The organism is Candidatus Rhodoblastus alkanivorans (assembly GCF_022760755.1).
GTDB lineage: Bacteria > Pseudomonadota > Alphaproteobacteria > Rhizobiales > Beijerinckiaceae > Rhodoblastus > Rhodoblastus alkanivorans.
This window is the reverse complement of record NZ_JAIVFP010000001.1, coordinates 1,889,224-1,916,051: the sequence shown is the minus strand read 5'-3', so window position 1 is coordinate 1,916,051 and position 26,828 is coordinate 1,889,224. Positions and strand designations below refer to the sequence as shown.

Genomic DNA, 26,828 nt, shown 5'->3' with positions numbered 1-26,828 from the left:
TTCAGCCCTTCATCATGTTGATGTCTTCGACCGCGATCGTGCCGCGGTTGCGGAAATAGGTGACGAGGATGGCGAGGCCGATCGCGGCCTCGGCGGCTGCCACGGTGAGGATGAACAGAGCGAAGATCTGCCCCGTCAGATCGTGGAGATGGGCGGAAAAGGCGACCAGATTGAGGTTCACCGAGAGCAGGATCAGCTCGACCGACATCAGGATGATGATGATATTCTTGCGGTTGAGGATGATGCCGGCGACGCCCAGGGTGAACAGGATCGCGGCGACGATCAGATAATGTTCGAGACCGATGACCATTGCGCGCTCCTCAAACGCCCGCCCGCGACGGGACTTTCTTAACTTCGATGGCCGAGGCGCGGGTGCGCGCGTTCTGCTCCGCAATGTTCTGGCGGCGGACGTTCGACCGATGGTGCAGGGTCAGGACGATGGCGCCGATCATCGCGGTGAGCAGGACGAAGCCGGCGGCCTCGAACAGATAGACATATTGCGTGTAGAGCACCTGGCCGAGCGCCGCGGTGTTGGTCAGATTTCCCGGCGTCGGCGTCGCGAGCACGGCCTGCGGCGCGACCGACCAGGCGCCGATCACCGTAATCAGCTCGACGAGCACAATCAGGCCGACCAGCATGCCGATGGGCAAATATTGCAGAAAACCCTGTTTCAGCTCGGCGAAATCGACATCGAGCATCATCACGACGAACAGGAAGAGCACCGCCACAGCGCCGACATAGACGACGACGAGGATCATCGCCAGAAATTCCGCGCCGGTGAGCAGGAACAGCCCCGCCGCATTGACGAAGGCGAGGATCAGGAACAGCACCGAATGAACGGGGTTGCGCGCCGCGATGACCATGACGGCGGATGCGATCATGACGATCGAGAACAGATAGAAGAAAGCCGTGGCAAGCGTCATGGTCCACCTGTGCGCCCGGCGAGCGGGCCTTGATCGTTTGCTCTCGTTTTTGACCTTGATCCCGAAAACCGGATTCCACTTATCGGGACCATGCTCTCGCCGACGCTGCTTAACCGTGAGTCGGCGCGAGGTAAAGTTGAGCTTTAGGCAGGGCGGGCGCCCTGCCTTCAGCGATAGGGGGCGTCGGCGGCGATGTTGCGAGCGATTTCGCGCTCCCAGATCGCGCCATTGTCGAGCAGTCGTTGCTTGTCGAAGAACAATTCCTCGCGGGTTTCGGTCGCGAATTCCGAATTCGGCCCCTCGACGATCGCATCGACCGGACAGGCTTCCTGGCAGAAGCCGCAATAGATGCATTTCGTCATGTCGATGTCATAGCGGGTGGTGCGTCGCGTGCCGTCATTGCCGCGCGGCGCGGCCTCGATGGTGATGGCCTGCGCCGGACAGATGGCCTCGCATAATTTGCAGGCGATGCAGCGCTCCTCGCCGTTGGGATAGCGGCGGAGCGCATGTTCGCCGCGGTAGCGCGGTGACTGCGGGTTCTTCTCATGCGGATAGTTCAGCGTCGCCTTCGGCTTCAGGAGATAGCGGAAGGACAGGAAGAAGGCGGCGACGAATTCCTTGAGGAGCAGGGCCTTGGCGGAGGAAACGATCTGCATGGCATGTCCTCAGTGGGCGACTTTGCCGATGAATTCAAGCACCCCGGCAACGACGACCACCGAGGCGAGCGAAATCGGCAAAAAGACCTTCCAGCCCAGACGCATCAGCTGGTCGTAACGGTAGCGCGGCACGAAAGCCTTGACCATGGCGAACATGAAGAAGAACCAGGTCAGCTTGAGCACGAACCAGATCACGCCCGGAATCCAGGTGAAGGGCGGGATGTTCACCGGCGGCAGCCAGCCGCCGAAGAACAGAATCGTCATCAGTGCGCACATGGTGACGATGGCGACATATTCGCCGAGCATGAACAGTAGATATTGGCTCGCCGAATATTCAACCATGAAGCCCGCGACCAACTCCGATTCCGCTTCCACCAGATCGAAGGGCGGGCGGTTGGTCTCGGCGAGCGCCGAAACGAAGAAGATCACGAACATCGGGAAGAGCGGCAGCCAGTACCAGCCGAACAGGCCTAAACGGGTGTCCTGGGCGCGAACGATGTCGGTGAGATTGAGCGAGCCGACGCAGAGCAGTACGGTGATGATGACGAAGCCGATCGAGACTTCGTAGGACACCATTTGCGCGGCGGAGCGCAGAGCCGCGAGGAAGGGATATTTCGAGTTGGACGCCCAGCCGCCCATGATGATGCCGTAAACGCCGAGCGACGAGATGGCGAAAATATAAAGAATGCCGACGTTGAGATTGGCGACGGCCCAGCCGTCGTTGACCGGGATCACCGCCCAGGCCGCCAGCGACAAGGTCGCCGTGACCAGGGGCGCGATCAGGAAGACGCCCTTGTTGGCGCCGTCTGGAATGATCGGCTCCTTGAACAGGAACTTGAACATGTCGGCGAAGCTTTGCAGGAGACCCCACGGTCCGACGACATTGGGGCCGCGCCGCAGCTGCACCGCCGCCCAGACTTTGCGGTCGAGCAGGATGTAATAGGCGACCAGAATCAGGCCGACCACCAGAAGCGCGAGGCTTTTGACGACGATCAGGAGAATGGAGAGCAGGAGGTCCACGTTCTTCTCTCCTATTCCGCGGCTTGCGCGGTGAGGCGGCCCTTGGCGAGGGCCGAACATTCCGCCATGACGCGCGAGGCGCGGGCGATCGGGTTGGTCAGGAAGAAATCGGAGACCGGCGACACCAAGGCGCCCTGCCCCAAAGTCCCGGCCGGAAGCGACGCGAGGCAAGCGGGATCGGAGGTCGCGATGGCGTCGATGCGCGCGAGCCAGGGGTAAGCCGCGTAAAGTTTCGCCCGCAGCTGCGCCAGAGAATCAAAGGGCAGCGGCTTGCCGAGCGCGGCCGAAAGAGCGCGGAAGATCGCCCATTCCTCACGGGCTTCGCCGGGCGGGAAGGCGGCGCGGTCGGAAATCTGGACCCGGCCTTCGGTGTTGACGTAAGTGCCTGATTTCTCGGTATAGGCCGCGCCCGGCAGGATGACGTCGGCGCGATGGGCGCCGCGGTCGCCATGCGAACCGACATAAACGACGAAGGCGCCCGGCTCGACCGAAATCTCATCGGCGCCGACGAGGAAGACCAGATCCAGCGCGCCCGCCTTGGCCATGGCCGAAGCGTCGAGGCCGCCGTCGCCCGGAACGAAGCCGATGTCAAGCGCGCCGACCCGCGCGGCCGCGGTATGGAGAATGGAGAGGCCGGTCCAGTCGCCTTTGGGGGCGCCGAGCCTGGCCGCGAGCGCAAGAATGGCGGCGCCGTCCTCGCGCGCCAAAGCACCCTGCCCCACCAGAATCAGCGGCCGCTCGGCCTTGGCCAGGATTTCGCCGAAACCCTCGCCCTGCGCGACCTTGGCGAGGACATCGGGCCCGGCGCCGAGATAGTCATATGTATAAGTCAGGTCGAGTTTCTCACCGATCACGCCGACCGGGAAATGGGAGTTGTGAGGACCGCCTTGGCGCCAGCGGCGGCGGATGCGGGCGTTGAGCACCGGCGCTTCCCAGCGCGGATTCGAGCCGACGATCAGCAGAGCGTCGGCATGGTCGACGCCTTCGATGGTCGCATTGAACAGATAGGAGGCGCGTCCTTTAGCGGGATCGAGCCTCGCCCCATCCTGGCGCGCGTCGATATTCTTGGCGCCAAGCGATTCGGCGAGCGACTTGGCGGCGTAAAGATCCTCGACCGAGGACAGATCGCCGCCGATGAAACCGATTTTCTCCGGCGCCGTCGCCTTGACCTTGGCCGCGATTGCGGCGAAGGCCTGCGCCCAGGTCGCCGGACGCAGCTTGCCGTTGTCGCGGACAAAAGGCCGGTCGAGGCGCTGAATCTTCAGCCCGTCCACGATCTGGCGGGCCTTGTCGGAAATCCATTCCTCGTTCACCGCGTCATTGGGGCGCGGCAGGATGCGCATGACCTCGCGGCCGCGAGTGTCGATACGGATCGAGGAGCCGAGCGCGTCCATGACGTCCACGCCCGCGGTCTTGTTATATTCCCAAGGGCGGGCGCGGAAATTCTGCGGCTTGGGCAGGAGCGCGCCAACCGGGCAGAGGTCGGTGACATTGCCCTGCAATTCGGAGGTCATCGCCTGTTCGAGATAAGTGGTGATCTCCATGTCCTCGCCGCGCCCGATCGCGCCCATGTCGGACGTGCCGCAGATTTCGGCGGTGAAGCGGACGCAGCGGGTGCAATGGATGCAGCGGGTCATCTCGGTCTTGACCAGCGGCCCGATATATTTGTTCTCCACCGCGCGCTTGCTCTCATGATAGCGCGAGCGGTCCATGCCGAAGGCGACGGCCTGGTCCTGCAGGTCGCATTCGCCGCCCTGATCGCAGATCGGGCAGTCGAGCGGATGGTTGATGAGCAGAAACTCCATCACGCCCTCGCGGGCCTTCTTGACCATCGGCGAATTGGTCAGCACCACCGGCGGTTCGCCATTGGGGCCCGGGCGCAGGTCGCGCACCGACATGGCGCAGGAGGCCGTCGGCTTGGGCGGGCCGCCCTTCACCTCGACCAGGCACATCCGGCAATTGCCCGCGATCGACAGGCGGTCGTGATAGCAGAAGCGCGGAATTTCCTTGCCCGCGACTTCACACGCCTGGAGCAAAGTATATTCCGGCGGGACATCCAGTTCGACGCCATCGACGATGATCTTGGCCATCATTCTTCCCTTTTGCCTCGCCCGCTGGAGCGGTCGAGGCGCCCCTCGCATCAGCTCGGCCGTAGCCCGTCGTTTGACGGGCGTCTTTCGACGCCCGGTCGCATTCGCTCCTAGCACCGGCTTCGCCGATGCGGAATTCATCTTTTGCCTCGCCCGCTGGAGCGGTCGAGGCCCAAACGTTATTGCGCCGCCACCTTGATCGCGTCCTTGTCGGCGCGCGCGGTATAGCTGTCGATACGCTCCTCGATCACCGGGCGGAAATGATTGATCAGTCCCTGCACCGGCCAGGCCGCGGCGTCGCCGAGCGCGCAGATCGTGTGCCCTTCGATCTGCTTCGACACCTCGAACAGCATGTCAATTTCCTTCTTCTGGGCGCGGCCCTCGACCATGCGCTCCATCACGCGCCACATCCAACCCGTTCCCTCGCGGCAGGGCGTGCATTGGCCGCAGCTCTCGTGCTTGTAGAAATGCGACAGCCGGGCGATGGCGCGGATGATGTCGGTGGACTTGTCCATCACGATCACCGCCGCGGTGCCAAGGCCCGATTTGAGCTTGGACAGGCTGTCGAAATCCATCGGGCAGTCGATGATCTCATGGGCCGGCACGCAGCGCACCGAAGAGCCGCCGGGAATGACCGCCAGCAGATTGTCCCAGCCGCCGCGAATGCCGCCGCAATGTTTGTCGATCAGCTCGCGGAAGGGGATCGACATCGCCTCTTCCACATTGCACGGCCTGTTCACATGGCCGGAGATCGAAAACAATTTCGTGCCCGAATTGTTTTTCGCGCCGAAGCCGGCGAACCACGCCGAGCCGCGACGCAGGATGGTCGGCGCGACCGCGATCGATTCGACATTGTTGACCGTGGTCGGGCAGCCATAGAGGCCGACATTGGCCGGGAACGGCGGCTTCAGGCGCGGCATGCCCTTCTTGCCCTCAAGGGACTCGATCAGCGCCGTCTCCTCGCCGCAAATATAGGCGCCGGCGCCGTGATGAACGAAAACCTCGAACGGATAATCGTGGATATTGTTCTTGCCGATCAGATTGGCCGCATAGGCCTGATCGACCGCCGCCTGCAGACGCTCGCGCTCGAAGATGAATTCGCCGCGCACGTAGATATAGGCGGCCGAAGCCCCCATGGCGAAACCGGCGACCAGACAGCCCTCGACCAGCAGATGCGGGTCGTTGCGCATGATCTCGCGATCCTTGCAGGTGCCGGGCTCCGATTCGTCGGCGTTGACCACGAGATAGGACGGCCGCGCCGGGTCGGGCTTGGGCATGAAGGACCATTTGAGGCCGGTCGGGAAGCCGGCGCCGCCGCGCCCGCGCAGGCCCGAATCCTTCATCTCCTTGACGATCCAGTCCTTGCCCTTTTCGAGCAGACCCTTGGTGTTGTCCCAGGCGCCGCGTTTTTTCGCGCCCTCCAGGCCCCAGTCGCCATAGCCATAGAGATTCTGGAAGATGCGGTCCTTGTCCTGAAGCATCCTCGCCTCCTCACTTGCCGGGGTGGGCGGGCTGCAAGGCAGCCTCAAGATCGGTGAGCGGACCGCTTTTGCCGTCGGCGCCGTAGAACTCGGTCAGCGAGGTCAGCCCGCCGAGCGGCTCGGAGCGCAAACGCCCGTTCTGCGGCCCGATATGGGTCGGGCGACCGGCCGCCAGATCGTCGAGCAGCCTGGAAAAACTGGCGGCGTCGAGGTCCTCGTAATAATCGTCGTTGATCTGGACCATCGGGGCGTTGCAGCAGGCGCCGAGGCACTCGACCTCCAGCCAGGAGAACATGCCGTCCGCCGTGACCTTGCGCTGCGGCCCGATGCGCTCCTCGCAGACGCGGATGAGTTCGTCCGCGCCCCCGAGTTGGCACGGCGTGGTGCCGCAGAGCTGCACGTAAAATTTCCCGACCGGCTCCAGATTGAACATCGTGTAGAAGGTCGCGATCTCAAGCACGCGAATGTAGGGCATGCCGAGAATGTCGGCGACCTTTTCGATGGCCTTCTGCGGCAGCCAATAGTCGTGCTGTTTCTGGGCTTGCCACAAGGCCGGAACCACAGCCGACGCCTGGCGGCCGGGCGGGTATTTGGTGATCTGGGCGTCGAGCCACGCCCGGTTTTCCGGCGTGAACTCGAAGCTCTCGGGCTGCTTCTCGGCGAGACGGCGAACGCTCATGATGACTGCTTTCCGTTGGAGCCGCGCACATCACGGTAAATAAGGAAACCGGCGACCAGCGCGGCGCCGATGAGAATGCCGAAATCGGATTGCGGCTGGAACAGGGGCGCGCCGTCCGACCAGCGCATGACAACGAGGAGGACGACGGCGGAGAGGAAGCCCGTCAGCAGAAAATGGCCGTTTTTGCGAAGGGATTCGACGACCGTCACCGATCCACCTCCCCGAACACGATGTCCTGCGCGCCGAGAATGGCGGACACGTCGGCGAGCATGTGGCCGCGGCTCAGCATGTCCATGGCCTGCAGATGGGCGAAGCCCGGCGCGCGGATCTTGCACTTATAGGGCTTGTCCGTGCCGTCGGAGACGAGATAGACGCCGAATTCGCCCTTGGGCGCCTCGACCGCCACATAGACCTCGCCCTCCGGCACACGAAAACCTTCGGTGAACAGCTTGAAGTGATGGATGAGCGATTCCATCGAACGCTTCATTTCACCGCGGCGCGGCGGCGTGATCTTGTGATTCGGCGCCAGCACCGGGCCCTCATTGGCGCGATCCAGCAGCTTGTTCACGCATTGTCGCATGATTCGCACCGACTGGCGCATTTCCTCAAGCCTTACGACCTGGCGGTCATAGCAATCGCCATGCTTGCCGACCGGAATGTCGAATTCCATTTCCTCGTAGCATTCACAGGGCTGGGCGCGGCGCAAATCCCAGGCGGCGCCTGAACCGCGCAACACCGGGCCAGAGAAACCCCATTTCCAGCAATCCTCCAGCGTCACCACGCCGATATCGACATTGCGCTGCTTGAAGATGCGATTTTCCACGAACAGGGCTTCAAGGTCGTCGCACAGCTTGAGGAAGGGATCGAGCCAGGCGCCGATGTCCTCGATCAGCTTGGGCGGCAGGTCCTTGGCGACGCCGCCGGGGCGGAAATAATTGGCGTGCATCCGGGCGCCCGAGGCGCGCTCGTAGAACACCATCAGCTTCTCTCGCTCCTCGAAGCCCCACACCGGCGGGGTGAGCGCGCCGACGTCCATCGCCTGGGTGGTGACGTTGAGGAGATGCGAGAGGAGGCGGCCGATTTCGCAATAGAGCACGCGGATGAGCTGGGCGCGGCGGGGAACCTCGACGCCGAGCATCTTTTCGATGGCGAGGCAGAAAGCATGCTCCTGATTCATCGGCGCGCAATAGTCGAGCCGATCGAAATAGGGCGTGTTCTGCATATAGGGCCGGGCTTCCATCAGCTTCTCGGTGCCGCGATGCAGCAGGCCGATATGCGGATCGACGCGCTCGACCACTTCGCCGTCAAGCTCGAGAACCAGCCGCAGAACGCCGTGCGCCGCGGGATGCTGCGGCCCGAAATTGATCGAAAAATTGCGCGGCGCCTGTCCGGACATTACTTGTTCGCCCATCAGTTTTTCACCTCGACGCTCGTCTTCGCCATGCCGCCCGCCAACCGTCCGCCCCGCTCAAGCCTGCTTCGTCGCCTTCTCGTCGCCGGGAAGGGTGTAGGACTCGCCTTCCCAGGGCGAGAGGAAATCGAAACTGCGGAATTCCTGACTGAGGCTGACCGGCTCATAGACCACGCGCTTCTGGGCGTCGTCGTAACGCACCTCGACATAGCCGGTCAGCGGGAAATCCTTGCGCAAGGGATGGCCGTCGAAGCCGTAATCGGTCAGCATCCGGCGCAGGTCGGGATGATTGGAGAACAAGACGCCATACATGTCATAGGCTTCGCGCTCAAACCAGTTCGCGGCGGGCCAGACATCGACGCAACTCTCGACCGGCGTGACCTCGTCGGTCATGCATTTGACACGGATGCGCAGATTGGCCTTGGGGTCGAGCAGATGCGCGACCACGTCGAAGCGCTTTTCGCGCGACGGCCAGTCCACGGCGGTGAGATCGATGAAGGAGATGAAGCCGTTGTCGCGCAGATAAGTCAGCGCCGGAACCCAGTTCTTCGCCTCGAACACGACCGTCAGCTCGTCATAGGCGATATCCGCCGACAGGACGGAACCGCCAAGGGCCGACCAGATCTTCCCGGACAAATCCTTCAGTTTTTCCCGCAAGTCCGCGGCGTGGTCCGTCACGGCGTTCTGCCCGTCAGCCATGCTTCACCCCAATATCCGGCTGGCGCCGGCAAGACAGAATGACGCGCCGGACGGCGCGCCGGATATTCGCGTCAGCGTTCGATCGTGCCGGTGCGGCGGATTTTGCGCTGCAGCAGCATGATCCCGTAAAGCAGGGCCTCGGCGGAAGGCGGACAGCCCGGGACATAGACGTCAACCGGAACGATGCGGTCGCAGCCGCGCACCACCGAATAGGAATAGTGGTAATAGCCGCCGCCATTGGCGCAGGAGCCCATCGAGATGACGTAGCGCGGCTCGGGCATCTGGTCATAAACCTTGCGCAGAGCCGGGGCCATCTTGTTGGTGAGCGTGCCGGCGACGATCATCACGTCGGACTGGCGCGGCGAGGCGCGCGGGGCGAAGCCGAAGCGCTCGACGTCGTAGCGCGGCATGGCCGCCTGCATCATCTCCACCGCGCAGCAGGCGAGACCGAAGGTCATCCACATCAGCGAACCGGTGCGCGCCCAATTGATCAGATCGTCGGTCGCGGTGACCAGAAAGCCCTTGTCGGCGAGCTGGTCGTTGATCGCCAGGAATGTAGGGTCGTCAGCGCCGATCGGCTTGCCGGTGCGCGGGTCGAGAACGCCCCGCGGCGCGGGCGCGACGATCGTGCTGCCCTTGTCGGAAATCAATCCCATTCCAGGGCTCCCTTTTTCCACTCATAGACGAAGCCGACGGTCAGCACGCCAAGAAAGACCATCATCGACCAGAAGCCGAAAGCGCCGATCTTGCGGAAGGCCACCGCCCAGGGGAACAGGAAGGCCACTTCCAGGTCGAAGATGATGAAGAGCAGCGACACCAGATAGAACCGGACGTCGAATTTCATGCGAGCGTCATCGAAGGCGTTGAAGCCGCATTCATAGGCCGAGAGCTTTTCGGCGTCGGGCGCCTTGAAGGCGAGCAGGAAGGGCGCGACCAGCAGCGCCCCCGAAATGACCGCCGACAGGGCGATGAAGATCACCAGCGGCAGATAATCGTTCAGGAGGACCGGCATGGGAGGGACGTCCTTGCTCTCAATTGTCCTTTTCCGGGCTGAGCGCCCCGGCGCGGCAGGCTGGCGCGCAGTCGCCCCCCGCCGCTGGATCACATTGGTTCCGTATCGCAGGGCGGCGCCGGGCGCAAGGCCAAAGCGCGCTCCGACGACCCCGGCCAGCGGCGCCATCGGCGCCGGATGTAATCATAAATCTCTTGGAATTCCAGATATTTCCAGCAAAGCCCAGGCGATTCCGACCATGATTTAGTTTAGCCTCATGCGAAAGTCGGACCCAGGGTCTTGCTGCATGGCACAAATGCGCCCTGCCCCGCCAGAAAGGCTGTCCGGAAAAGAACAACTGGTCGTGAGCCCCGCCGGCGCGGGACCGCGGTGGGAGCGGCTGGACGCGTCCCAAGGCCTCGGCGAATCGAGCGTGATCTGATTCACTGAGCTACTCCCTCCGGGTTGGATAATTTCCGGCGAAATTTAAGTTACTTTCCGGGCCTTCTGGTCGGATTCAATCCTGTTCCAATAAACCACGGCGCGCGGGCCCGCCCGCCATGGGCGGCGTGAGGTCGCCGGGGATGGTAGAAGGTCATCCAGCCACCGATCCCGACCTTGGCGTGCGTGCCCGTTCCCATGTGCGCAGGTAGACGCATTCATACTTCAGCGGCCTCCAGAGCCGTTCGATGAGGACGTTGTCGATGCAGCGGGCCTTGCCGTCCATCGAGATTCGGGCGCCGACGCGCTTCAAGCGGTCGGTCCAGGCAAAGGACATGAACCGGCTGCCCTGATGTTCATGTTCTCGGGCGCCCCGAATCGGTGGATGGCGTCGTTCAGAGCGCCTTATGTGGGAAACGGCTACAAATTCGAAATCGCCTGTTGAGACGAAGTTGCTGGAAAGCGAATGAAATTGAGTGATTCATTCTCACGACGGCAATTTGCGACCCCATAGATAAAATTGGCGCCGCGAAAGACAATATAAGTGGCAATGGGAACAACAAACAGCCGACGCGCCGCTCGTATCACGCCACGCGAGCTATTTCTGCTCCACCGCATTGCGCGGAGAAGCCATTCTGCGAATAAAGGGGATTGAAGCGGCAACAAGCTTTGCGCGCACACTCACGCCGCGCCATAGCGGAAAGGGCCGGGCAGGCATGAAATGGCGAGAGAGACGGGACTCGAACCCGCGACCTCCGGCGTGACAGGCCGGCGCTCTAACCAACTGAGCTACTCCCCCGCTCGACCGTGACGCTGTCGCGTCGATCGGAGGCCTGCGAATTAAGACAGGCGTGCCGGCAAGTCAAGCGCCATATGGCGAATTCGTGAACCTTCACCCACGCGCAAGCGTCACTCAGAACTTGCGGCTCGCCAGCCGCCAGCGCGCCATTTCCGCGCTCGTGACGAAATGGATGGTTTGCGAGGAAACGTGCTCGGCATAGCGGACAAGATCGCGGCTGACGCCCATGCGCGCGCTATAGCGCATCAGCATGCCCGCCATAGAGCCATCGTCATAGACGCGGCGCGTCTCGTCGAATATTCCGTCCGAAGTGTTGGCGAACATCCGGTGAATGCCAAGATAGGTCCCACGCGGCGCGACCCTTTTGATCCCGCCCATGAAGGCGTAAACGCAAGCCGAGAGGCATTTATGGGCGACGACGGTCGCAGCGCCGATTCGCCGGAACATCCGCCCCAACTCCATCGAAGCCATGACATAACCGCCCTGCGAATTGAGCAGGACGACGGTCCGCAAGTCGCGATTGCGAATATTTTCACGCAGGAACGCCAGGAAATCGTCCGGTGTGGAATTGGCGATCTGGCCTTGAGCGACGATGACGCGCGGGCAATGGGCCCGACAGGCGCCATCGGAAACGCTCTGGAGATGAAAATCCATCGCCCTCGCGGCGGGCGACGACAGAAGGAAAATGGCGAACGCCGCCAGGGCTGGAGCGGTTGTGAGCGAAGGACCGCCAAACTTCCCGGCCACCATCGATTTCCCTTCGGTTTGGTGGGCGGTGACGGGCTCGAACCGCCGACCCTCTCGGTGTAAACGAGATGCTCTACCAACTGAGCTAACCGCCCGAACCGACGTGACGACGCCCTGCCGGACGGGCCTCCCCGGAGATAGGTCGCGCGGCCGCCGCTGGCAAGACTGAATGTCGCGGCCGAGGCGCGGACGGGCCGCGCCCGGGCGAGAACCAGCTTACTTGTTGACGATGTCCTTGAGCTGAGCGCCGGGCTTGAAGCGGACGCTGCGGGACGCCGGAATGTCGATCTCGGCGCCGGTCGCCGGATTGCGGCCCTTGCCCGCCGCGCGGGTCTTGACGGAGAACGTGCCGAAACCAACCAAACGGACTTCTTCGCCTTTGTGCAGAGCGTCGGTTATGGCCGCAATCACCGCGTCGAGCGCCACACCGGCGGCCGCCTTCGAGCTTTCCGTCGCTTCCGCCACCGCATCGATCAATTCGGCTTTGTTCGTCATCTCGTTTTTTCCTTGAATGGGGCGCTTCTCGCCGGAGAGCGCCAAGGTGACCTGCCACGGCGCCCCCGACGCCGCGGAAATTGATTTCCCGTCGAGGCGCGGACGAATAAGGCGCCGCGAGGGCGACCGCAACTCGAATCGCACCCTTTCGACGCCGCCACTTTCCCTTTGAATCCGTGGCAAAGCAAGCGACCGCAAACCAAACAGGCCGAAAATGCCGAAAAAAAGCCAAGCTTTCGCGCCGCATTCGGGATGTGCTGCGCGAAAAAGCCGGGATGCGCCCGCATCCCGGCTTTTTTCCAGCGTTCGAACGGCGTCGCGCTTTAATGCGCGACGACGCCGACCGTCTCGTCCTCGACCTCGGCCTGCGGCTTGACCGCGCCCTCTTCCCAGGTGATCGGCTCCGGCATGCGCAGAAGCGCATGGCTCAGAACCTCCTCCATGCGGGAAACCGGCACGATTTCGAGGTTGTTCTTCACCGATTCCGGAATATCCACCAGATCCTTGGCGTTGTCTTCCGGGATCAGGACCTTCTTCAGCCCGCCGCGCAGGGCCGCGAGCAGCTTTTCCTTCAAGCCGCCGATCGGCAGCACGCGACCGCGCAGGGTGATCTCGCCGGTCATGGCGATGTCGCGGCGCACCGGAATGCCGGTCATGACCGAGACGATGGCGGTGGCCATCGCCACGCCCGCCGACGGGCCGTCCTTGGGCGTCGCTCCTTCGGGCACGTGGACATGGATGTCCCGCTTCTCGAACAAAGGCGGCTCGATGCCGAAATCCACCGCGCGGGAGCGGACATAAGAGGCCGCCGCCGAGATTGATTCCTTCATCACGTCGCGCAGATTGCCGGTGACCGTCATGCGGCCCTTGCCGGGCATCATGACGCCCTCGATCGTCAGCAGCTCGCCGCCGACCTCGGTCCAGGCCAGACCGGTGACCACGCCAACCTGATCCTCCAGTTCCGCCTCGCCATAGCGATAGCGCGGCACGCCGAGATAGGTTTCGACATTGTCCTCGGTGATGACGACCTTATCGATCTTCGTCTTGGAGAGCAGGATCTCCTTGACCGCCTTACGGGCGAGATTTGAGATTTCGCGCTCCAGATTGCGCACGCCCGCCTCGCGGGTGTAGCGGCGAATGATCTTGGTCAGCGCCGCGTCCTCGATCGTCCATTCGCTGGGCGACAGCCCGTGCTTTTTGGTCGCGGCCGGGATCAGGTGCTTGCGCGCGATCACCGCCTTTTCCTGTTCGGTATAGCCGGCAATGCGGATGATCTCCATGCGGTCCATCAACGGCGCCGGAATATTCAGCGTGTTGGCGGTCGTCACGAACATCACGTTCGACAGATCGTAGTCCACCTCGAGATAATGATCGTTGAAAGTGGCGTTCTGTTCGGGGTCGAGCACCTCCAGCAGCGCCGAGGACGGGTCGCCGCGGAAATCCATGCCCATCTTGTCGATTTCATCGAGCAGGAAGAGCGGATTGGAGGTTTTCGCCTTGCGCATCGACTGGATCAGCTTGCCGGGCATGGACCCGATATAGGTCCGCCGATGGCCGCGAATCTCGGCCTCGTCGCGCACGCCGCCGAGCGACATGCGGACGAATTCACGACCCGTCGCCTTGGCGATCGACTTGCCGAGCGAGGTCTTGCCGACGCCGGGCGGGCCGACGAGGCACAGGATCGGGCCGGTAAGCTTGTTGGCGCGGCTCTGCACGGCCAGATATTCGATGATCCGCTCTTTGACCTTGTCGAGGCCATAGTGCTCGGCGTCGAGAAGATCCTGCGCCGAGGCGAGATCCTTCTTGATCTTGGAGCGCTTGTTCCACGGGATCGAGACCAGCCAGTCGAGGTAATTGCGCACGACGGTGGCTTCGGCCGACATCGGCGACATCTGCCGCAGCTTCTTCAGCTCGGCCATCGCCTTGTCATGCGCTTCCTTGGACAGCTTGGTCCTCTTGATCTTCTCCTCCAGCTCGGAGAGATCGTCCTTGCCGTCCTCGTCGCCCAGCTCCTTCTGAATGGCTTTCATCTGCTCGTTCAGATAATATTCGCGCTGGGTCTTCTCCATCTGCCGCTTCACGCGCGTGCGAATGCGTTTCTCGACCTGAAGAACCGAGATTTCGCTTTCCATCAGCGCCAGACATTTCTCCAGGCGCTTGGTGACGGAGGTCATTTCCAGCACCGCCTGACGGTCAGTGATCTTGACCGACAGATGGGAAGCCACGGTGTCGGCGAGCTTGCCGGGATCGTCGATCTGCGCGACCGCCGAGACGACTTCGGGCGACACCTTCTTGTTGAGCTTCACATAACCTTCGAACTCGGACGCGACCGAGCGCGCCAGAGCCTCCGCCTCGACGGGATCGGGCGCTTCCTCGGGCGTGACCTCGGCCTCGGCCTCGTAATATTCGTCGGTGCGGACATATTCGGCGATCTTGGCGCGGGCCATGCCCTCGACCAGAACCTTGACGGTGCCATCGGGCAGTTTCAGCAATTGCAGCACGCTGGCGAGCACTCCGGCCGAATAGACGGCATCCGGCTTGGGATCGTCCTCCGCCGCATTTTTCTGCGTCGCGAGGAGGATGAACTTGTCCGCCTTCATCACCTCTTCGAGGGCGCGAATGCTCTTCTCGCGGCCGACGAACAGCGGCACGATCATATGCGGGAAAACGACGATGTCGCGCAGGGGGAGGACCGGATAATTGTCGGTCACGCCTGCGGGGGGGAGCACTCGCTTGGGGCTGGTCATCACTGAATCCTATCTGTCATGGCGCACCGGTCCTTCTCCGGGGCGATGGGATCCGCCCGAAAGAATTCCCGCCACGCCCACGTGGCTTTGAGACGCCGGCCCTTGCGCCCTGACGATCCGCGCGGGATCGAAAGGGGCTGCAACCTCTGTCTGCCCTGTCCCGATTCGCGGAGCGACCCGGAACAGTTTCGCGGCGCCGACGGCCTCCGCCCCATGCGCCGCGCGACCTTTTCAAGCATCGGCGGCGATTGGTTAACATTATCCGCAGATGGGGTTTTTCGACCCCCTTTCAAGCGCTCTTCGCGTTTGAGGCAGCCTCATAAACCCCCATTGCCTTCACTTTACGCGCTCGCACCGGATTTCTCGGCGCGTTCCGCATAGATGTAGAGAGGCTTGGCCTTGCCTTCGACGACCTCCGGCCCGATCACCACCTGCTCCACGCCTTCGAGGCCGGGCAGGTCGAACATGGTGTCGAGCAGGTTGCCCTCCATGATCGAGCGCAGGCCGCGCGCGCCGGTCTTGCGCTCGATCGCCTTGCGGGCGATCACGTTGAGGGCCTCGTCCTGGAAGGTCAACTCGACATTTTCCATTTCGAACAGGCGCTGATATTGCTTGACCAGAGCGTTTTTCGGCTCGGTAAGGATCTTTTTCAGGGCGTCCTCGTCGAGGTCCTCCAAGGTCGCGATCACTGGCAGGCGGCCGACGAATTCGGGGATCAGGCCAAATTTCAGCAGATCCTCAGGCTCGACACTGCGGAAGATTTCGCCGGTGCGGCGTTCGTCCGGCCCCTCGACCTTGGCCTGGAAGCCAATCGAGGTGCCTTTCCCGCGCGACGAAATGATCTTGTCGAGACCGGCGAAGGCGCCGCCACAGATGAACAATATATTGGTCGTGTCCACCTGCAGGAATTCCTGCTGCGGATGTTTCCGGCCGCCCTGCGGCGGCACGGAGGCGACTGTGCCCTCCATGATCTTCAGCAGGGCCTGCTGCACGCCCTCGCCCGACACATCGCGGGTGATCGACGGATTGTCCGACTTGCGGGAAATCTTGTCGATCTCGTCGATATAGACGATGCCGCGCTGCGCCCGCTCCACATTGTAATCGGAGGCCTGGAGCAGCTTCAGGATGATGTTCTCGACGTCCTCGCCGACATAGCCGGCCTCGGTAAGGGTGGTGGCGTCCGCCATGGTGAAGGGCACGTCGAGGATGCGGGCCAGGGTCTGCGCCAGCAGGGTCTTGCCCGATCCCGTCGGGCCGACCAGCAGGATGTTCGACTTGGCCAGTTCGACATCGGAATGTTTGGTCGAGTGATTCAAGCGCTTGTAATGGTTGTGGACCGCGACCGAAAGCACGCGCTTGGCCTGGTGCTGGCCGATCACGTAATCGTCGAGCACCTTGCAGATTTCCTTCGGCGTGGGAATGCCGTCGCGGGTCTTGACCAGCGAGGACTTGTTCTCCTCGCGGATGATGTCCATGCACAACTCGACGCATTCGTCGCAGATAAACACAGTCGGCCCGGCGATCAGCTTCCGCACCTCGTGTTGGCTCTTGCCGCAGAACGAGCAGTAGAGCGTGTTTTTCGAGTCGCTATTGCCAACCTTGCTCATGAGCTTCTCCTTGCGGCTGAACGGCGCCCCCTTCCGGCGCCGTTCGACCCGCTTGCGCCGCCCCCGGCGGAAAAATCCGCCTGAGGCCGCTGGGATTCTCGCCGCCGGTTCGACGAATCCGCGCTTACGCGCCCCGGTTCTTCCATCTAGTTCAAAATGCTAATGTATGCCCATGGTCGCTGATGGCAAGCTTCGCATTGTGCGGGACGCCATGCAAAGTGGGCGCCGTCCCCAGACATTCATCCTCATTTCTCCGGCGCCCCCATTTCTCCGGCGACATCATTTCTCCGGCGACTCCTCCGGACGCTTGCTGAGCACGTCGTCGATCAGGCCGAAGGCCTTGGCGTCCTCGGCCGCCATGAAATGATCGCGATCGAGGGTGCTCTCGATCGTGTCGTAATCCTGACCCGTGTGCTTCACATAGATCTCGTTCAGGCGTTTCTTGACCTTCATGATGTCTTCGGCATGGCGCAAAATGTCCGAAGCCTGGCCCTGGAAGCCGCCGGAAGGCTGGTGCACCATGATTCGGGCGTTGGGAAGCGCGAATCGCATGCCCGCTTCGCCCCCGCACAAAAGCAGCGAGCCCATCGAGGCCGCCTGGCCGACGCAGAGCGTCGAAACCTTGGGCTTGATGAACTGCATCGTGTCGTAGATCGCCATGCCGGCGGTGACCACTCCGCCCGGCGAATTGATGTACATCGAGATTTCCTTCTTCGGATTCTCGGCTTCGAGGAACAGCAATTGCGCGATGATGACCGAGGCCATGCCGTCCTCGACCGGGCCGGTCAGGAAGACGATTCGCTCGCGCAGCAGCCGTGAGTAAATATCGAAGCCGCGCTCGCCGCGCGGGGTGTTCTCGATGACTTGCGGGATGAGATATTGATTGTAGACGTCAACCGGATCGCGCATAGACCATTTCCTTCGGCGGGATTCGCCGCTGTTTTGCCTCATCCCAACATAATGCGCTTGCCGGCCGAGGCAATGGCCGCCACGCCTCGTCACAAAAATGCAAGATCGGGGCCGAAACAGGGCAGACACGACTCGCGGGAAAATTCAGCCGCCGCGTGGCGGAGCCCGAATCGGCCCGGCGCCGCGCGACACGAACCCGAGCAATAGGCGGGCGCGTGTGAAAAAAGTTCTAAGAATCTGCTGGGAACGCGTCACCGGGCGGCGATGGCGGCCAATGGCCGGCGCATGACGCATGAGTTCCATCCCGACTTATTTCCGGAGCGGCCCCCTCACCTCTCCGCGCAACCGAAGAGCACCGCCCGCACACATTCGGCGGTAACGCTCCGAAAGGGTCGCGGCGGGGCGCGGCTGCAAAGTCTCGTTGACGCCGCGGGCGCCGTCGGCGAGGAGTTGAGCGGCTTCGTCGAAAGTGAAATCCGAGCTGAGTCTCAGCCTGCCGGCGGCGTCAAGCCTGACCAGGAAGGCGGCGAGCTTCTCCTGGAAGTCGGCGGCGGAGGCCGACATCACCTCGTCACAGCGGCCGAAGGCCTCGCGGTTGATCTCAAGGGCATGGGCGGGCGATGCGGCCTGGATCAAGCGGTGCATCGCGGACAACAGGAACGACGGCGCCACGCCCGAAGTCGTCGCCGCCTATTGCGCCTGCATGGACAACAAGATGCCTGAGAGCGAAACCCGGTCGATCACGCAGTGGGAGAAATCCCGCCCGGTGGAAATGCACGAATGCGACAGGGAGGCCGGCTGGAAATAAGCCGATCGGCGCCTTTCGCGGCGACTCGTCGCCGCGAGAATTGGAAATATCGCCTTTCCATCGGTCGTTTGGCGCTTTCCCAACAAACGTCACACTGCGCGGCACAAGAGCCGGATGCGCCACAAAAGAAAACGCCCGCGAGTACGCGGGCGTTTCGACGGACGATACCTGGAAAGTCGTGAACTCAGGCCGTCTTTTCTTCGTCCTCGGCCTTGAACAGCTCTTCCTTCGCGACGGTCTTGTCGGTCACCTTCGCCTGCCCGACGATGTGATCGACCACCTTTTCCTCATAGATCGGCGCGCGAATCTCGGCCAGAGCCTGCGGATTCTTCTGGTAATATTCCCAGAACAGCTTCTCCTGGCCGGGGAACTGGCGGGCGCGCTCAACGATGGCGCGGGTCACCTCGTCGTCGCCCACGCGAACGCCCGCCTTGTCGCCGACTTCCGCCACGACCAGGCCGAGGCGCACCCGGCGCTCGGCGATGCGGCGATATTCGGCGCGCTGCGCCTCCTCGGTCGTGCCCTCGTCGGCAAAGGTCTTGCCGGCGGCGTTCTGCTCGGCCTGGATCTGCCCCCAGATGCCGTTGAATTCATGCTCGACCATGTCCTGCGGCAATTCGAAATCGAACTTCTTGTCGAGGGCGTCGAGCAGGGCGCGCTTCAGCTTTTCGCGCGAGGCCCGGTCATAATCCGCCTTGATTCGCGCGATGACCGCCTCGCGCAGTTTGTCGAGACTCTCCAGCCCGAATTTCTTGGCCAGTTCGTCGTCGATCGCGACCTCTTGCGGCGCGGCGACCACCTTGACCGTGACGTCGAAGACGGCTTCCTTGCCGGCGAGGTGTGCGGCCTGATAGTCCTCCGGGAAGGTCACCGTGACCTTGCGTTCGTCGCCAACCTTGGCCCCTTCGAGTTGAGCCTCGAAGCCCGGAATGAACGAGCCGGAGCCGAGCACCAGATCGACGCCCTCGGCCGCGCCGCCCTCAAAAGCTTCGTCGCCGATGCGACCGACGAAATCGATGGTCAGCTTGTCGCCATTCTGAGCCTCGGCGCCCTCCTCGCGGTCGGCATAGGCGCGATTGCCATCGGCCAGGGCCTTGAGCTGCTGCTCGATTTCCTCTTCCGGAACCTCCGCGACCAGACGCTCAAGCTCGATATCCTCGAACGAGCCGACTTCGAAGCTCGGCAACACTTCGAAAGCGATCTTGAAGGACAGGTCGCCGGTCGCCTCCAGCACCTTTTCCATTTCGTCGCGGTCTTCCGGGAAATCCAGCTTGGGTTGGCCGGCAAGGCGCATGTTGTTGTCGGAGAGAATTTTGTTCTGGGCGTCGGTCACGGCCTGCTGGACGACGTCGCCCATGATCGATTTGCCGTAAAGACGCTTCAAATGGCTGGCCGGGACCTTGCCCGGGCGGAAGCCGTTGATGCGCACCTTGTCCTTCATCTCGGCAAGCTGGGCCTCAAGCTTCTCCGCAAGCTCCGCAGCCGCGAGCACCACCTGATATTCGCGCTTCAGCCCCTGCGAAAGCGTTTCCGTCGTCTGCATCGTCAAAACCTTCTCAAACCTCTCCACCGCGATAGCTCTTTGGCCATTTGCGGGATGAAACCAGCCGATTCGAGCGTTTGGCGCCGTACTGGTGCGGGCGGAGGGACTCGAACCCCCACGATTTTCACCACCGGAACCTAAATCCGGCGCGTCTACCAATTCCGCCACGCCCGCGCGCGCCATTCCGCCGGCTTTCGCCGACCGCCCACGTAGGCTGCGCTCTATAGCAATGACACAAAAGGAAAGCAGCAAAAAAATGGGATCGCGCGCCTTTCACGCGTCTCGCCGTCAGTTCCGCGCCTGCCGCTTGCGCCAGTCGCCGGGCGGCAGGCCGAAACAGCGCTTGAAGGCGCGGTTGAAGGCGGCTTCCGATTCATAGCCATACTGCTCGGCTATGGCCTTCATGGGAAGGCTGTCCGTCTTCATCTGCTGCGCCGCCAGTTGCAGCCGCCATTTCGCCAGATAGCGTATCGGCGGCTGGTCGAGATAGCGGCGGAAATGCTCGTTGAGCACGCTGCGCGAGGTCCCGACCCGGCGCGCCAGCTCCTCCACGCTCCAATCCTTCATCGGCTCGGCGTGCAGCCATTTGAGGGCCGCCCCCGCCACCGGATCGTTCAGCGCCGCGAACCAGCCGGCGTCGTCGGCCGACAGGCCGTGGATATGCGCGCGCAATATCTCCACGAACATCAATTCGGTCAGGCGCGGCAGCATGCTGCGCGAGCCGGGGCTCAGCCGGCTCGTCTCATCTGCCGTATGGCGGATCGTCGAGCCGAGCCAGCGATCGCCCGTCTCCTCGCCGGAGCTGACGTGCAAGAGCCGCGGCAGATGGCGCAGCAAAGGATGGAACAGCAGTTCGTCACATTGCAGAAAGCCGCAGATGACCGAAGTTTTCGCGCCCGCGCCGCCGTGTTCGACCACCAATATGTCGGGCCAGGGCGGCGGCGGCAACAATTTGCCGACCTCGACCGCGGCGGCGGTTTCGCGCCCGTAAAGGCCGTGACTATCGCCATAGGGCAACAGCACCGCATCGCCCTCCGCCAGCCAGACGGGCGCGTCATTCCGCAAACCGAGCCAGCAACCGCCGGCGGCGATGATGTGAAAGGGGATGATGTGTTCGGTGCGGAAGGGCAGGACCTGGGCGAGATGGCAACCATCGGGTGTAACCACCGACCAGGGCTCGCGAAATTCGGCGCGAAACAACACCGTGCCGGAAAGGCGCATCCCGCTGAGCAGGTCGGAAAGCAGGTCCCGCCCGTCCGACGGCGTTTCGATCAAATCTTCCGGCGTCCCGGCCATGGCGTCGCCTCGCGGCGAAAATTACACTTTTGCCGATGTCCAACAAACATCGGTGGGAGGCAAAGATGAGTCAAGACGCCCGCGATCTCGTCGTCATGGTGACACATGGAATCGACCATGAATTATCGTCCGCCGGCTTGACCATTGCGCTTGGCGGCATGACGGCGGGCCTGAAGGTCTCCATTTTTCTTACCAGTTCCGGCGTCGATATCGCCCGGCGCCGCGCCGCCGACGCCACCCATGTCAAGCCTCTGGAGCCGCTGGCGGACATGATGCGCGATTTTCTCGCCCGCGGCGGCGCCATCTGGGCGTGCACGCCCTGCGTCAAGAGCCGCGGCTATTCCCAGGAAGACCTGATCGACGGCGTGGTCATCGCGGGGGCGAGCAACGTCCACGAATTGATCAAGGGCGGAGCGGCCACTTTGAGCTTCTAGATCAATAACTGCTAGATCAATAAGGAGAAACCGGGATGATTCTCTATCGCGAATTCAGCTGGTGGTATTGGGCGGCGACCGACGTCCTGCTCTTCCTCGGCCTCGCCGGCCATGAAGAAGGATTCCTGCTCGCGATTGCGCTCTCCTGCGTCCAGATCGTTCATTTCCGCTGGAGAACCGGGGCTTTCGCCGCCTTCCCGACGCAGGTCCGCGTCGCTTACACGGGCCTGCTCCTGCTGGCTTTTCTGCCGCCTTTGCGCTGGCTTTACTGGATCCTGGCGATCGGAACCCTGGCCCAGGTCCTGTTCGGCTATTGCACCCTGGCGCGCTGCCTGTCGCTCATGCCCTGGAACCGCCGGGAGCCGATGAACTGGCGGCTGGTCTGGCGCACTTTCGCCTCGCGGCCGGTGAAAGGCAACATCATGCAGGGCTTGCCGGCGGCGACGTGAGCCGCTCCGGAATCTGCGGGAATCGCGCCGGGGCTCTACGCGCGGAAATCTGATAAGATTTCCGCGTCGTCACCCGGAACGCCCAATGCGCCTGCACCGCCGCGCCTTCACTGGCTCCATCGTCGCAACGCTCATCGCCGGACTGCGGCCGGCAGGAGCGGACGAGAAAACGCCGCCCGCCCCAGGCGACGACGGCTTCACCCTGCTCGAAGCGCGTCCCGGCGCCGTCCCCCTGCTGCCGGCGCCGGCGGCGCAGACCAAAATCTGGGGTTTCGGCGGCGACGTTCCCGGGCCTCTGCTGCGGGTGAGGCTTGGCCAGGAGATCAAGGCGCGGCTGATCAACAAGCTCGATCAACCGACCGCTTTGCATTGGCGCGGGATGCGAATTGCCAATGAAATAGACGGCGCCGCCGGTCTTGTGCATAAATCTTTGGCGCCCGGCGAGAGCCGCGACTTCCGCTTCACCCCGCCCGACGCCGGGACTTTTTTCTATCAGCCGCTCATCCAACCTTTTTCCGGCGAACAGCTCGGGCGCGGACTCCAAGGCGTCGTCATCGTCGACGAGCCCAAGCCGATCTTCTCGGATTCCGAGCTGATTCTCGTCCTCGACGACTGGCGGCTGGACGCCAAGGGCCAGATCGTCCCCGATTTCGACCATCCGGCCGACGTTTTGCGTCAGGGCCGGCTCGGCGCGGTCGGCAGCGTCAATGCACGCGCGAAACCCGCGCCGCTGACTTTCGCGCCCGGCGCGCGGTTGCGCCTGCGGCTCGTCAACGCCGCCACGGCGCGAATCATGTCTCTCTATTTGCCGGGCGGCGACCTCAAGGCGATCGCGCTCGACGGCCAATTCTGCGACCCGTTCGAGCCGCACGACCGCACCCTGCCGCTCGGCCCCGGCGCGCGCTGCGACCTGCTGCTCGACCTCGCCCCGACCGAGAACCAGAGTTTCAAGCTGATCCTGCGCGGCGAGGCCGAACTGCCGGACCTCACCTTGCTCGAAATCCGGACCAAAGGCGCCGTCAGGCCGCCGGCGCCGCCCATCGCCGCGCCGCCGCTCAACCCGCTCCTGCCCGCCGAAATCCGGCTGGAAAAATCGAAAAGGCTCGATCTCGTCATCGCCGGCGGCGCGACCCGAACCACGCCTTCCCGCTACAAACCGACCGGCGAGGCCCTGCGTCGGGTGTGGTCGATCAACGGCAGGAGTTCGACCGGCCTCGACGGCCCGCCACTGTTCTCGGTGAAGAAGGGCTCGCCCGTCACTTTAGGCCTTGTGAACAAATCCCTGTTTGCACAGGCTATTCACGTTCAAGGCCATGTCGTGCGGCTGCTGCACGACCTCGACGACGGCTGGGAGCCCTATTGGCGCGACAGCGTGATCGTGCCGCCGAAACGGACCAAGCATATCGCCTTCGTCGCCGACAATCCCGGAAAATGGCTGGTGGCTTCCGCGATCTTGGACCATTTCGCCAACGGTTTGGCAGCGTGGTTCGAGGTCGTTTAGAGCCTCTTATGCGCGCCGTCGCAAAGCGGCTTTTTCTCACTGTGCTTGCAGCCGCAGAACCAGACTTTTCCGGCCTTCTCGGCCTCATAGGCGATCGGCGCGAAGGCGCTTCCCCGGTGCGAGCCGTCGCAAAAGGGCTGTTTCGCCGATTTGCCGCAGGCGCACCAAAAATAGGTCTTGCCCTCTTCGACCTCGACCGGAAAGGGCGATTTCTGGGCGACGACGGGCTCGGTCATGGTTTCTCCTGCATCTTTTGCCAGCGCCCAAGATTTGTCCGATCAGAGGTAAAAGGCCATGGGCGTCAGCGCAAGGCCAGATTTGCGAGCGCTTGGGGCAAGATTTCGGGCAGATCCTCGGCGATCAGGCCCGGGCCGAACAGATTGGCCGCCTCGCCATGCAGCCAGACCGCGCAGGCGCAGGCCTCGAAGCCTTCCATGCCCTGGGCGAGCAATCCGCCGATCAGACCGGCCAGCACGTCCCCGGAACCCGCGGTCGCGAGCGTCGGCGGGGCGTTTCGGGCTATGCCTGCGCGGCCGTCCGGGCTCGCCACCACCGTATCCGGTCCCTTGAGCACGACGAAGGCGCCTGTCGCCCCCGCCGCCGCCCGCGCGCGATCGATTTTACATGGAAAGTCAGATGGTTGTGTCTGAATTTGCGAAGTTGATGTCGAACTTGAGGCGCCGCCTTGACCTAATTCATCAACTTCTTTGTCTTTATGACTGAAAAGACGTGAAAACTCACCTTCATGCGGCGTCAAAGCCACCTGCGCGCCGCTGTTCCGGATGATGTTCCCCAGCCTATCCGATTGTGATTGAAAGGAGGTTAAGGCGTCGGCGTCGAGCACCAGGCCGAAAGGCCGCTCCCGGTCCTTTCCGGCGCTCGCCAGAATGGTTTCGACGATTTCCGCGGTCGCCTCGCCGACGCCGAAGGCCGGGCCGATGACGACAGCCGAGAAACGTCTATCCGCCAGCAACTCGCGCCATTGCGCCGGCCCCTCCGCCGAGCGCAGCATGATCGCGGTGAGATGCGCCGCATTGACGGCCAGCGCCTCGGGCGGGCTGGCGAGCGTCACAAGGCCCGCCCCCACCCTCAGGCCGGCCCGCGCGGCAAGACGCGCCGCGCCGGTGCGGATCGCCGGCCCCGAAGCGACGACCAGATGGCCGCGCTCGTATTTATGGCCGGCCTCATTGGGCCAGGGGAAGGAATCGCGCCACAGGGCCGGCGCGTTGAGAAAGGCTTTTGGCGCGATCTCGCGCAAAACCTCGTCCTCGATCCCGATCTGCGTCAGCCGGACATTGCCGCATGCGCGCCGGCCCGGCATAAGGACATGGCCGGGCTTGAGCCGGAAAAAGGTCACCGTTTCGCGCGCCTGCACGCATTGGGAGCCGATCGCGCCATTGGCGCCGTCGAGACCGGAAGGGACGTCCACGGCAAGAACCGGCGCGCCGGAGCCGTTGATCCGCTGGACGATGGCCAGCGCCGCCCCGTCGAGCGGGCGCGACAGGCCGGCGCCGAACAAGGCGTCAATGATCAGATCATAGGCGGGCGGGTAGAGCGTCTCGGCCGCGACCACGGTCCCGCCCCAGTCGGAGAAGGCCTGGGCGGCGTCGCCGCGCAAGGCGAGCGGGTCGCCGAGCGCGCCTATGGCGACCTCGAAGCCCTGTTCGCGCAGCAGACGGCCGGCGACATAGCCGTCGCCGCCATTGTTGCCGGGCCCGCAATAAATCGCGATCCGGCCGCCTTCGTTCGCCCGTAGCATGTCGGAGGCCGCCGCCGCGACATTTTTTCCCGCCCGCAGCATCAGACTGTAGCCTGGTGTGCCGCTTTGAATCGTCAGCGAATCCGCACAGCCCATTTCGGCGGGCGTCAGAAGTTCGATCGGGTCGAGGTCGAGAGCGCGCATCGCTTGATTTTGAGCCGCAACCGGAAATAGTTCAATTGTTGCATCGCGGGAATTGTCCTAGACGCAGGAAAGCAACCTGGAGCCTGGTCCATGAGCAAAAGCCCCCGCAAATTCTATGAGCCCCTGGCGATCGGCGCGCCCGCGCCTTTTCGCGAATTGCCGGTGCGCGTCGAGCGCATGATTCATTTCGTGCCGCCGCATCTCGAAAAAGTGCGCGCCAAAATGCCGGAAATGATCCCGACCGCCGATGTCATTCTCGGCAATCTCGAGGACGCAATTCCCGCCGACGCCAAGGAGGCCGCGCGCAAGGGTTTCATCGAAATGGGCAAGGCCAATGATTTCGGCTCGACCGGCCTGTGGACTCGGGTGAATTGCCTGAATTCGCCGTGGATGCTCGACGACGTCACCGAGATCGTCGCCGCCATCGGCGACAAGCTCGACGTCATCATGCTGCCCAAGGTCGAAGGCCCGTGGGACATTCATTATCTCGACCAATTGCTCGCGCAGCTCGAAGCCAGGCACGGCGTGACCAAGCCGATTCTGATCCACGCCATTCTCGAAACCGCCGAGGGGGTGAAGAATGTCGAGGACATCGCCCTGGCCTCGCCGCGCATGCACGGCATGAGCCTCGGCCCCGCGGACCTTGCCGCCTCGCGCGCGATGAAGACCACCCGCGTCGGCGGCGGTCACCCGGAATATAAGGTGCTGGCCGATCCGGGCGCCGATCCGGCCGCGCCGCGCGCCGTCTATCAGCAGGACCTGTGGCATTACACCGTCGCCAAAATGGTGGACGCCTGCGCCTCCGCCGGCATCAAGAGTTTTTATGGCCCGTTCGGCGACATCGCCGATCTCGCCGCCTGTGAAGTCCAGTTCCGCAACGCCTTCCTCATGGGCTGCGCTGGCGCCTGGTCGCTGCATCCGAATCAGATTGCGCTCGCCAAAAAGGTGTTCTCGCCCGACCCGAAGGAAGTGGCTTTCGCCAGGAAAATTCTGGAAGCCATGCCGGACGGCTCCGGCGTCGCCATGATCGACGGCAAGATGCAGGACGACGCCACCTGGAAGCAGGCCAAGGTGATCGTCGATCTCGCCCGACAGGTCGCCGCCAAGGATCCGGAATATGCGGCGGCTTACGGCTTCTGAACTGGAAAGCCCGGGCGCGCTGGCGGAAGGCCCGCGCGCCCCAAATGTCCGAAGCGTCC

General features: G+C 63.1%; 26 protein-coding genes and 3 tRNA genes. 4 read left to right on the top strand and 25 right to left on the bottom strand.

Features of this window, described 5'->3' with window-relative positions; all coding sequences use genetic code 11:
- Position 1: 1 nt before the first annotated feature.
- The 23 genes from nuoK to K2U94_RS08775 all read right to left on the bottom strand — a co-directional run bounded on the left by nuoK (position 2) and on the right by K2U94_RS08775 (position 21,342).
- The gene (gene nuoK / locus K2U94_RS08890) at positions 2-310 is read right to left on the bottom strand and encodes an NADH-quinone oxidoreductase subunit NuoK (RefSeq protein ID WP_243066866.1); all 309 of its coding nucleotides are present in this window, start codon (positions 308-310) and stop codon (positions 2-4) included.
- A 10-nt stretch (positions 311-320) separates the two neighbouring features.
- Complete coding sequence (locus tag K2U94_RS08885) at positions 321-923, bottom strand: NADH-quinone oxidoreductase subunit J (protein WP_243066865.1); 603 nt, start codon at positions 921-923, stop codon at positions 321-323.
- 167 nt (positions 924-1,090) lie between these two features.
- The gene (nuoI, locus tag K2U94_RS08880) at positions 1,091-1,579 is read right to left on the bottom strand and encodes an NADH-quinone oxidoreductase subunit NuoI (protein WP_243066864.1); all 489 of its coding nucleotides are present in this window, start codon (positions 1,577-1,579) and stop codon (positions 1,091-1,093) included.
- Positions 1,580-1,588: 9 nt separating this feature from the next.
- Positions 1,589-2,599, bottom strand: a complete 1,011-nt coding sequence (gene nuoH, locus K2U94_RS08875; RefSeq protein ID WP_425332510.1) for an NADH-quinone oxidoreductase subunit NuoH — start codon at positions 2,597-2,599, stop codon at positions 1,589-1,591.
- An 11-nt stretch (positions 2,600-2,610) separates the two neighbouring features.
- On the bottom strand, positions 2,611-4,689 hold the full coding sequence (gene nuoG, locus K2U94_RS08870) for an NADH-quinone oxidoreductase subunit NuoG (RefSeq protein WP_243066862.1): 2,079 nt from the start codon (positions 4,687-4,689) through the stop codon (positions 2,611-2,613).
- Positions 4,690-4,868: 179 nt separating this feature from the next.
- Positions 4,869-6,170, bottom strand: a complete 1,302-nt coding sequence (nuoF, locus tag K2U94_RS08865; protein ID WP_243066861.1) for an NADH-quinone oxidoreductase subunit NuoF — start codon at positions 6,168-6,170, stop codon at positions 4,869-4,871.
- A 10-nt stretch (positions 6,171-6,180) separates the two neighbouring features.
- The gene (gene nuoE, locus K2U94_RS08860) at positions 6,181-6,849 is read right to left on the bottom strand and encodes an NADH-quinone oxidoreductase subunit NuoE (RefSeq protein WP_243066860.1); all 669 of its coding nucleotides are present in this window, start codon (positions 6,847-6,849) and stop codon (positions 6,181-6,183) included.
- Complete coding sequence (locus K2U94_RS08855; protein ID WP_243066859.1) at positions 6,846-7,058, bottom strand: hypothetical protein; 213 nt, start codon at positions 7,056-7,058, stop codon at positions 6,846-6,848. Before K2U94_RS08855 ends, nuoE begins: the two co-directional genes overlap by 4 nt.
- Positions 7,055-8,245 (bottom strand): NADH-quinone oxidoreductase subunit D, encoded by a 1,191-nt coding sequence (locus K2U94_RS08850; protein ID WP_243068836.1) that lies wholly within the window; start codon positions 8,243-8,245, stop codon positions 7,055-7,057. The genes K2U94_RS08855 and K2U94_RS08850 overlap by 4 nt, the downstream gene beginning before the upstream one ends.
- Before the next feature lie 72 nt (positions 8,246-8,317).
- Entirely contained in the window at positions 8,318-8,959 is a 642-nt protein-coding gene (locus tag K2U94_RS08845) for an NADH-quinone oxidoreductase subunit C (RefSeq protein ID WP_243066858.1), read from the bottom strand.
- Positions 8,960-9,030: 71 nt separating this feature from the next.
- Entirely contained in the window at positions 9,031-9,615 is a 585-nt protein-coding gene (locus K2U94_RS08840; protein WP_243066857.1) for a NuoB/complex I 20 kDa subunit family protein, read from the bottom strand.
- Entirely contained in the window at positions 9,606-9,971 is a 366-nt protein-coding gene (locus K2U94_RS08835; RefSeq protein WP_243066856.1) for an NADH-quinone oxidoreductase subunit A, read from the bottom strand. The genes K2U94_RS08840 and K2U94_RS08835 overlap by 10 nt, the downstream gene beginning before the upstream one ends.
- A 1,142-nt stretch (positions 9,972-11,113) precedes the next feature.
- Positions 11,114-11,190, bottom strand: a tRNA-Asp gene (locus tag K2U94_RS08825).
- A 114-nt stretch (positions 11,191-11,304) separates the two neighbouring features.
- A complete protein-coding gene (locus K2U94_RS08820; protein WP_243066855.1) occupies positions 11,305-11,844 on the bottom strand; it encodes a COG3904 family protein in 540 nt (179 codons plus the stop codon).
- A 112-nt stretch (positions 11,845-11,956) separates the two neighbouring features.
- Positions 11,957-12,032, bottom strand: a tRNA-Val gene (locus K2U94_RS08815).
- Positions 12,033-12,153: 121 nt separating this feature from the next.
- On the bottom strand, positions 12,154-12,432 hold the full coding sequence (locus K2U94_RS08810) for an HU family DNA-binding protein (protein WP_243068835.1): 279 nt from the start codon (positions 12,430-12,432) through the stop codon (positions 12,154-12,156).
- A 323-nt stretch (positions 12,433-12,755) separates the two neighbouring features.
- Positions 12,756-15,179, bottom strand: coding sequence for an endopeptidase La (gene lon, locus K2U94_RS08805; RefSeq protein ID WP_243066854.1), 2,424 nt, complete (start codon positions 15,177-15,179; stop codon positions 12,756-12,758).
- 341 nt (positions 15,180-15,520) lie between these two features.
- Positions 15,521-16,786, bottom strand: coding sequence for an ATP-dependent Clp protease ATP-binding subunit ClpX (gene clpX / locus K2U94_RS08800; RefSeq protein ID WP_243066853.1), 1,266 nt, complete (start codon positions 16,784-16,786; stop codon positions 15,521-15,523).
- Between the two features lie 279 nt (positions 16,787-17,065).
- On the bottom strand, positions 17,066-17,695 hold the full coding sequence (locus tag K2U94_RS08795; RefSeq protein ID WP_243066852.1) for an ATP-dependent Clp protease proteolytic subunit: 630 nt from the start codon (positions 17,693-17,695) through the stop codon (positions 17,066-17,068).
- 309 nt (positions 17,696-18,004) lie between these two features.
- Entirely contained in the window at positions 18,005-18,367 is a 363-nt protein-coding gene (locus K2U94_RS08790) for a hypothetical protein (protein ID WP_243066851.1), read from the bottom strand.
- A gap of 320 nt (positions 18,368-18,687) precedes the next feature.
- Positions 18,688-20,046: a trigger factor gene (tig, locus tag K2U94_RS08785; RefSeq protein WP_243066850.1), complete on the bottom strand. Its 1,359-nt coding sequence runs from the start codon at positions 20,044-20,046 to the stop codon at positions 18,688-18,690.
- 89 nt (positions 20,047-20,135) lie between these two features.
- Positions 20,136-20,220, bottom strand: a tRNA-Leu gene (locus tag K2U94_RS08780).
- Positions 20,221-20,334: 114 nt separating this feature from the next.
- Entirely contained in the window at positions 20,335-21,342 is a 1,008-nt protein-coding gene (locus tag K2U94_RS08775) for an AraC family transcriptional regulator (protein WP_243066849.1), read from the bottom strand.
- A 65-nt stretch (positions 21,343-21,407) separates the two neighbouring features.
- Between K2U94_RS08775 and K2U94_RS08770 the strand changes: the two genes are divergently transcribed.
- The 3 genes from K2U94_RS08770 (at position 21,408) to K2U94_RS08760 (ending at position 23,726) form a co-directional block, all read left to right on the top strand.
- The gene (locus K2U94_RS08770) at positions 21,408-21,776 is read left to right on the top strand and encodes a DsrE family protein (protein ID WP_243066848.1); all 369 of its coding nucleotides are present in this window, start codon (positions 21,408-21,410) and stop codon (positions 21,774-21,776) included.
- Positions 21,777-21,811: 35 nt separating this feature from the next.
- The gene (locus K2U94_RS08765) at positions 21,812-22,225 is read left to right on the top strand and encodes a hypothetical protein (RefSeq protein WP_243066847.1); all 414 of its coding nucleotides are present in this window, start codon (positions 21,812-21,814) and stop codon (positions 22,223-22,225) included.
- 85 nt (positions 22,226-22,310) lie between these two features.
- On the top strand, positions 22,311-23,726 hold the full coding sequence (locus K2U94_RS08760) for a multicopper oxidase family protein (RefSeq protein WP_243066846.1): 1,416 nt from the start codon (positions 22,311-22,313) through the stop codon (positions 23,724-23,726).
- Here K2U94_RS08760 and K2U94_RS08755 read toward each other — a convergent pair.
- Positions 23,723-23,962, bottom strand: coding sequence for a CDGSH iron-sulfur domain-containing protein (locus K2U94_RS08755; RefSeq protein ID WP_243066845.1), 240 nt, complete (start codon positions 23,960-23,962; stop codon positions 23,723-23,725). The two genes, K2U94_RS08760 and K2U94_RS08755, sit on opposite strands and share 4 nt — an antisense overlap.
- Before the next feature lie 65 nt (positions 23,963-24,027).
- Positions 24,028-25,629, bottom strand: a complete 1,602-nt coding sequence (locus K2U94_RS08750) for an NAD(P)H-hydrate dehydratase (protein WP_243066844.1) — start codon at positions 25,627-25,629, stop codon at positions 24,028-24,030.
- A gap of 90 nt (positions 25,630-25,719) precedes the next feature.
- Between K2U94_RS08750 and K2U94_RS08745 the strand changes: the two genes are divergently transcribed.
- Positions 25,720-26,769, top strand: a complete 1,050-nt coding sequence (locus tag K2U94_RS08745; RefSeq protein WP_243066843.1) for an HpcH/HpaI aldolase/citrate lyase family protein — start codon at positions 25,720-25,722, stop codon at positions 26,767-26,769.
- Positions 26,770-26,828: the final 59 nt, after the last annotated feature.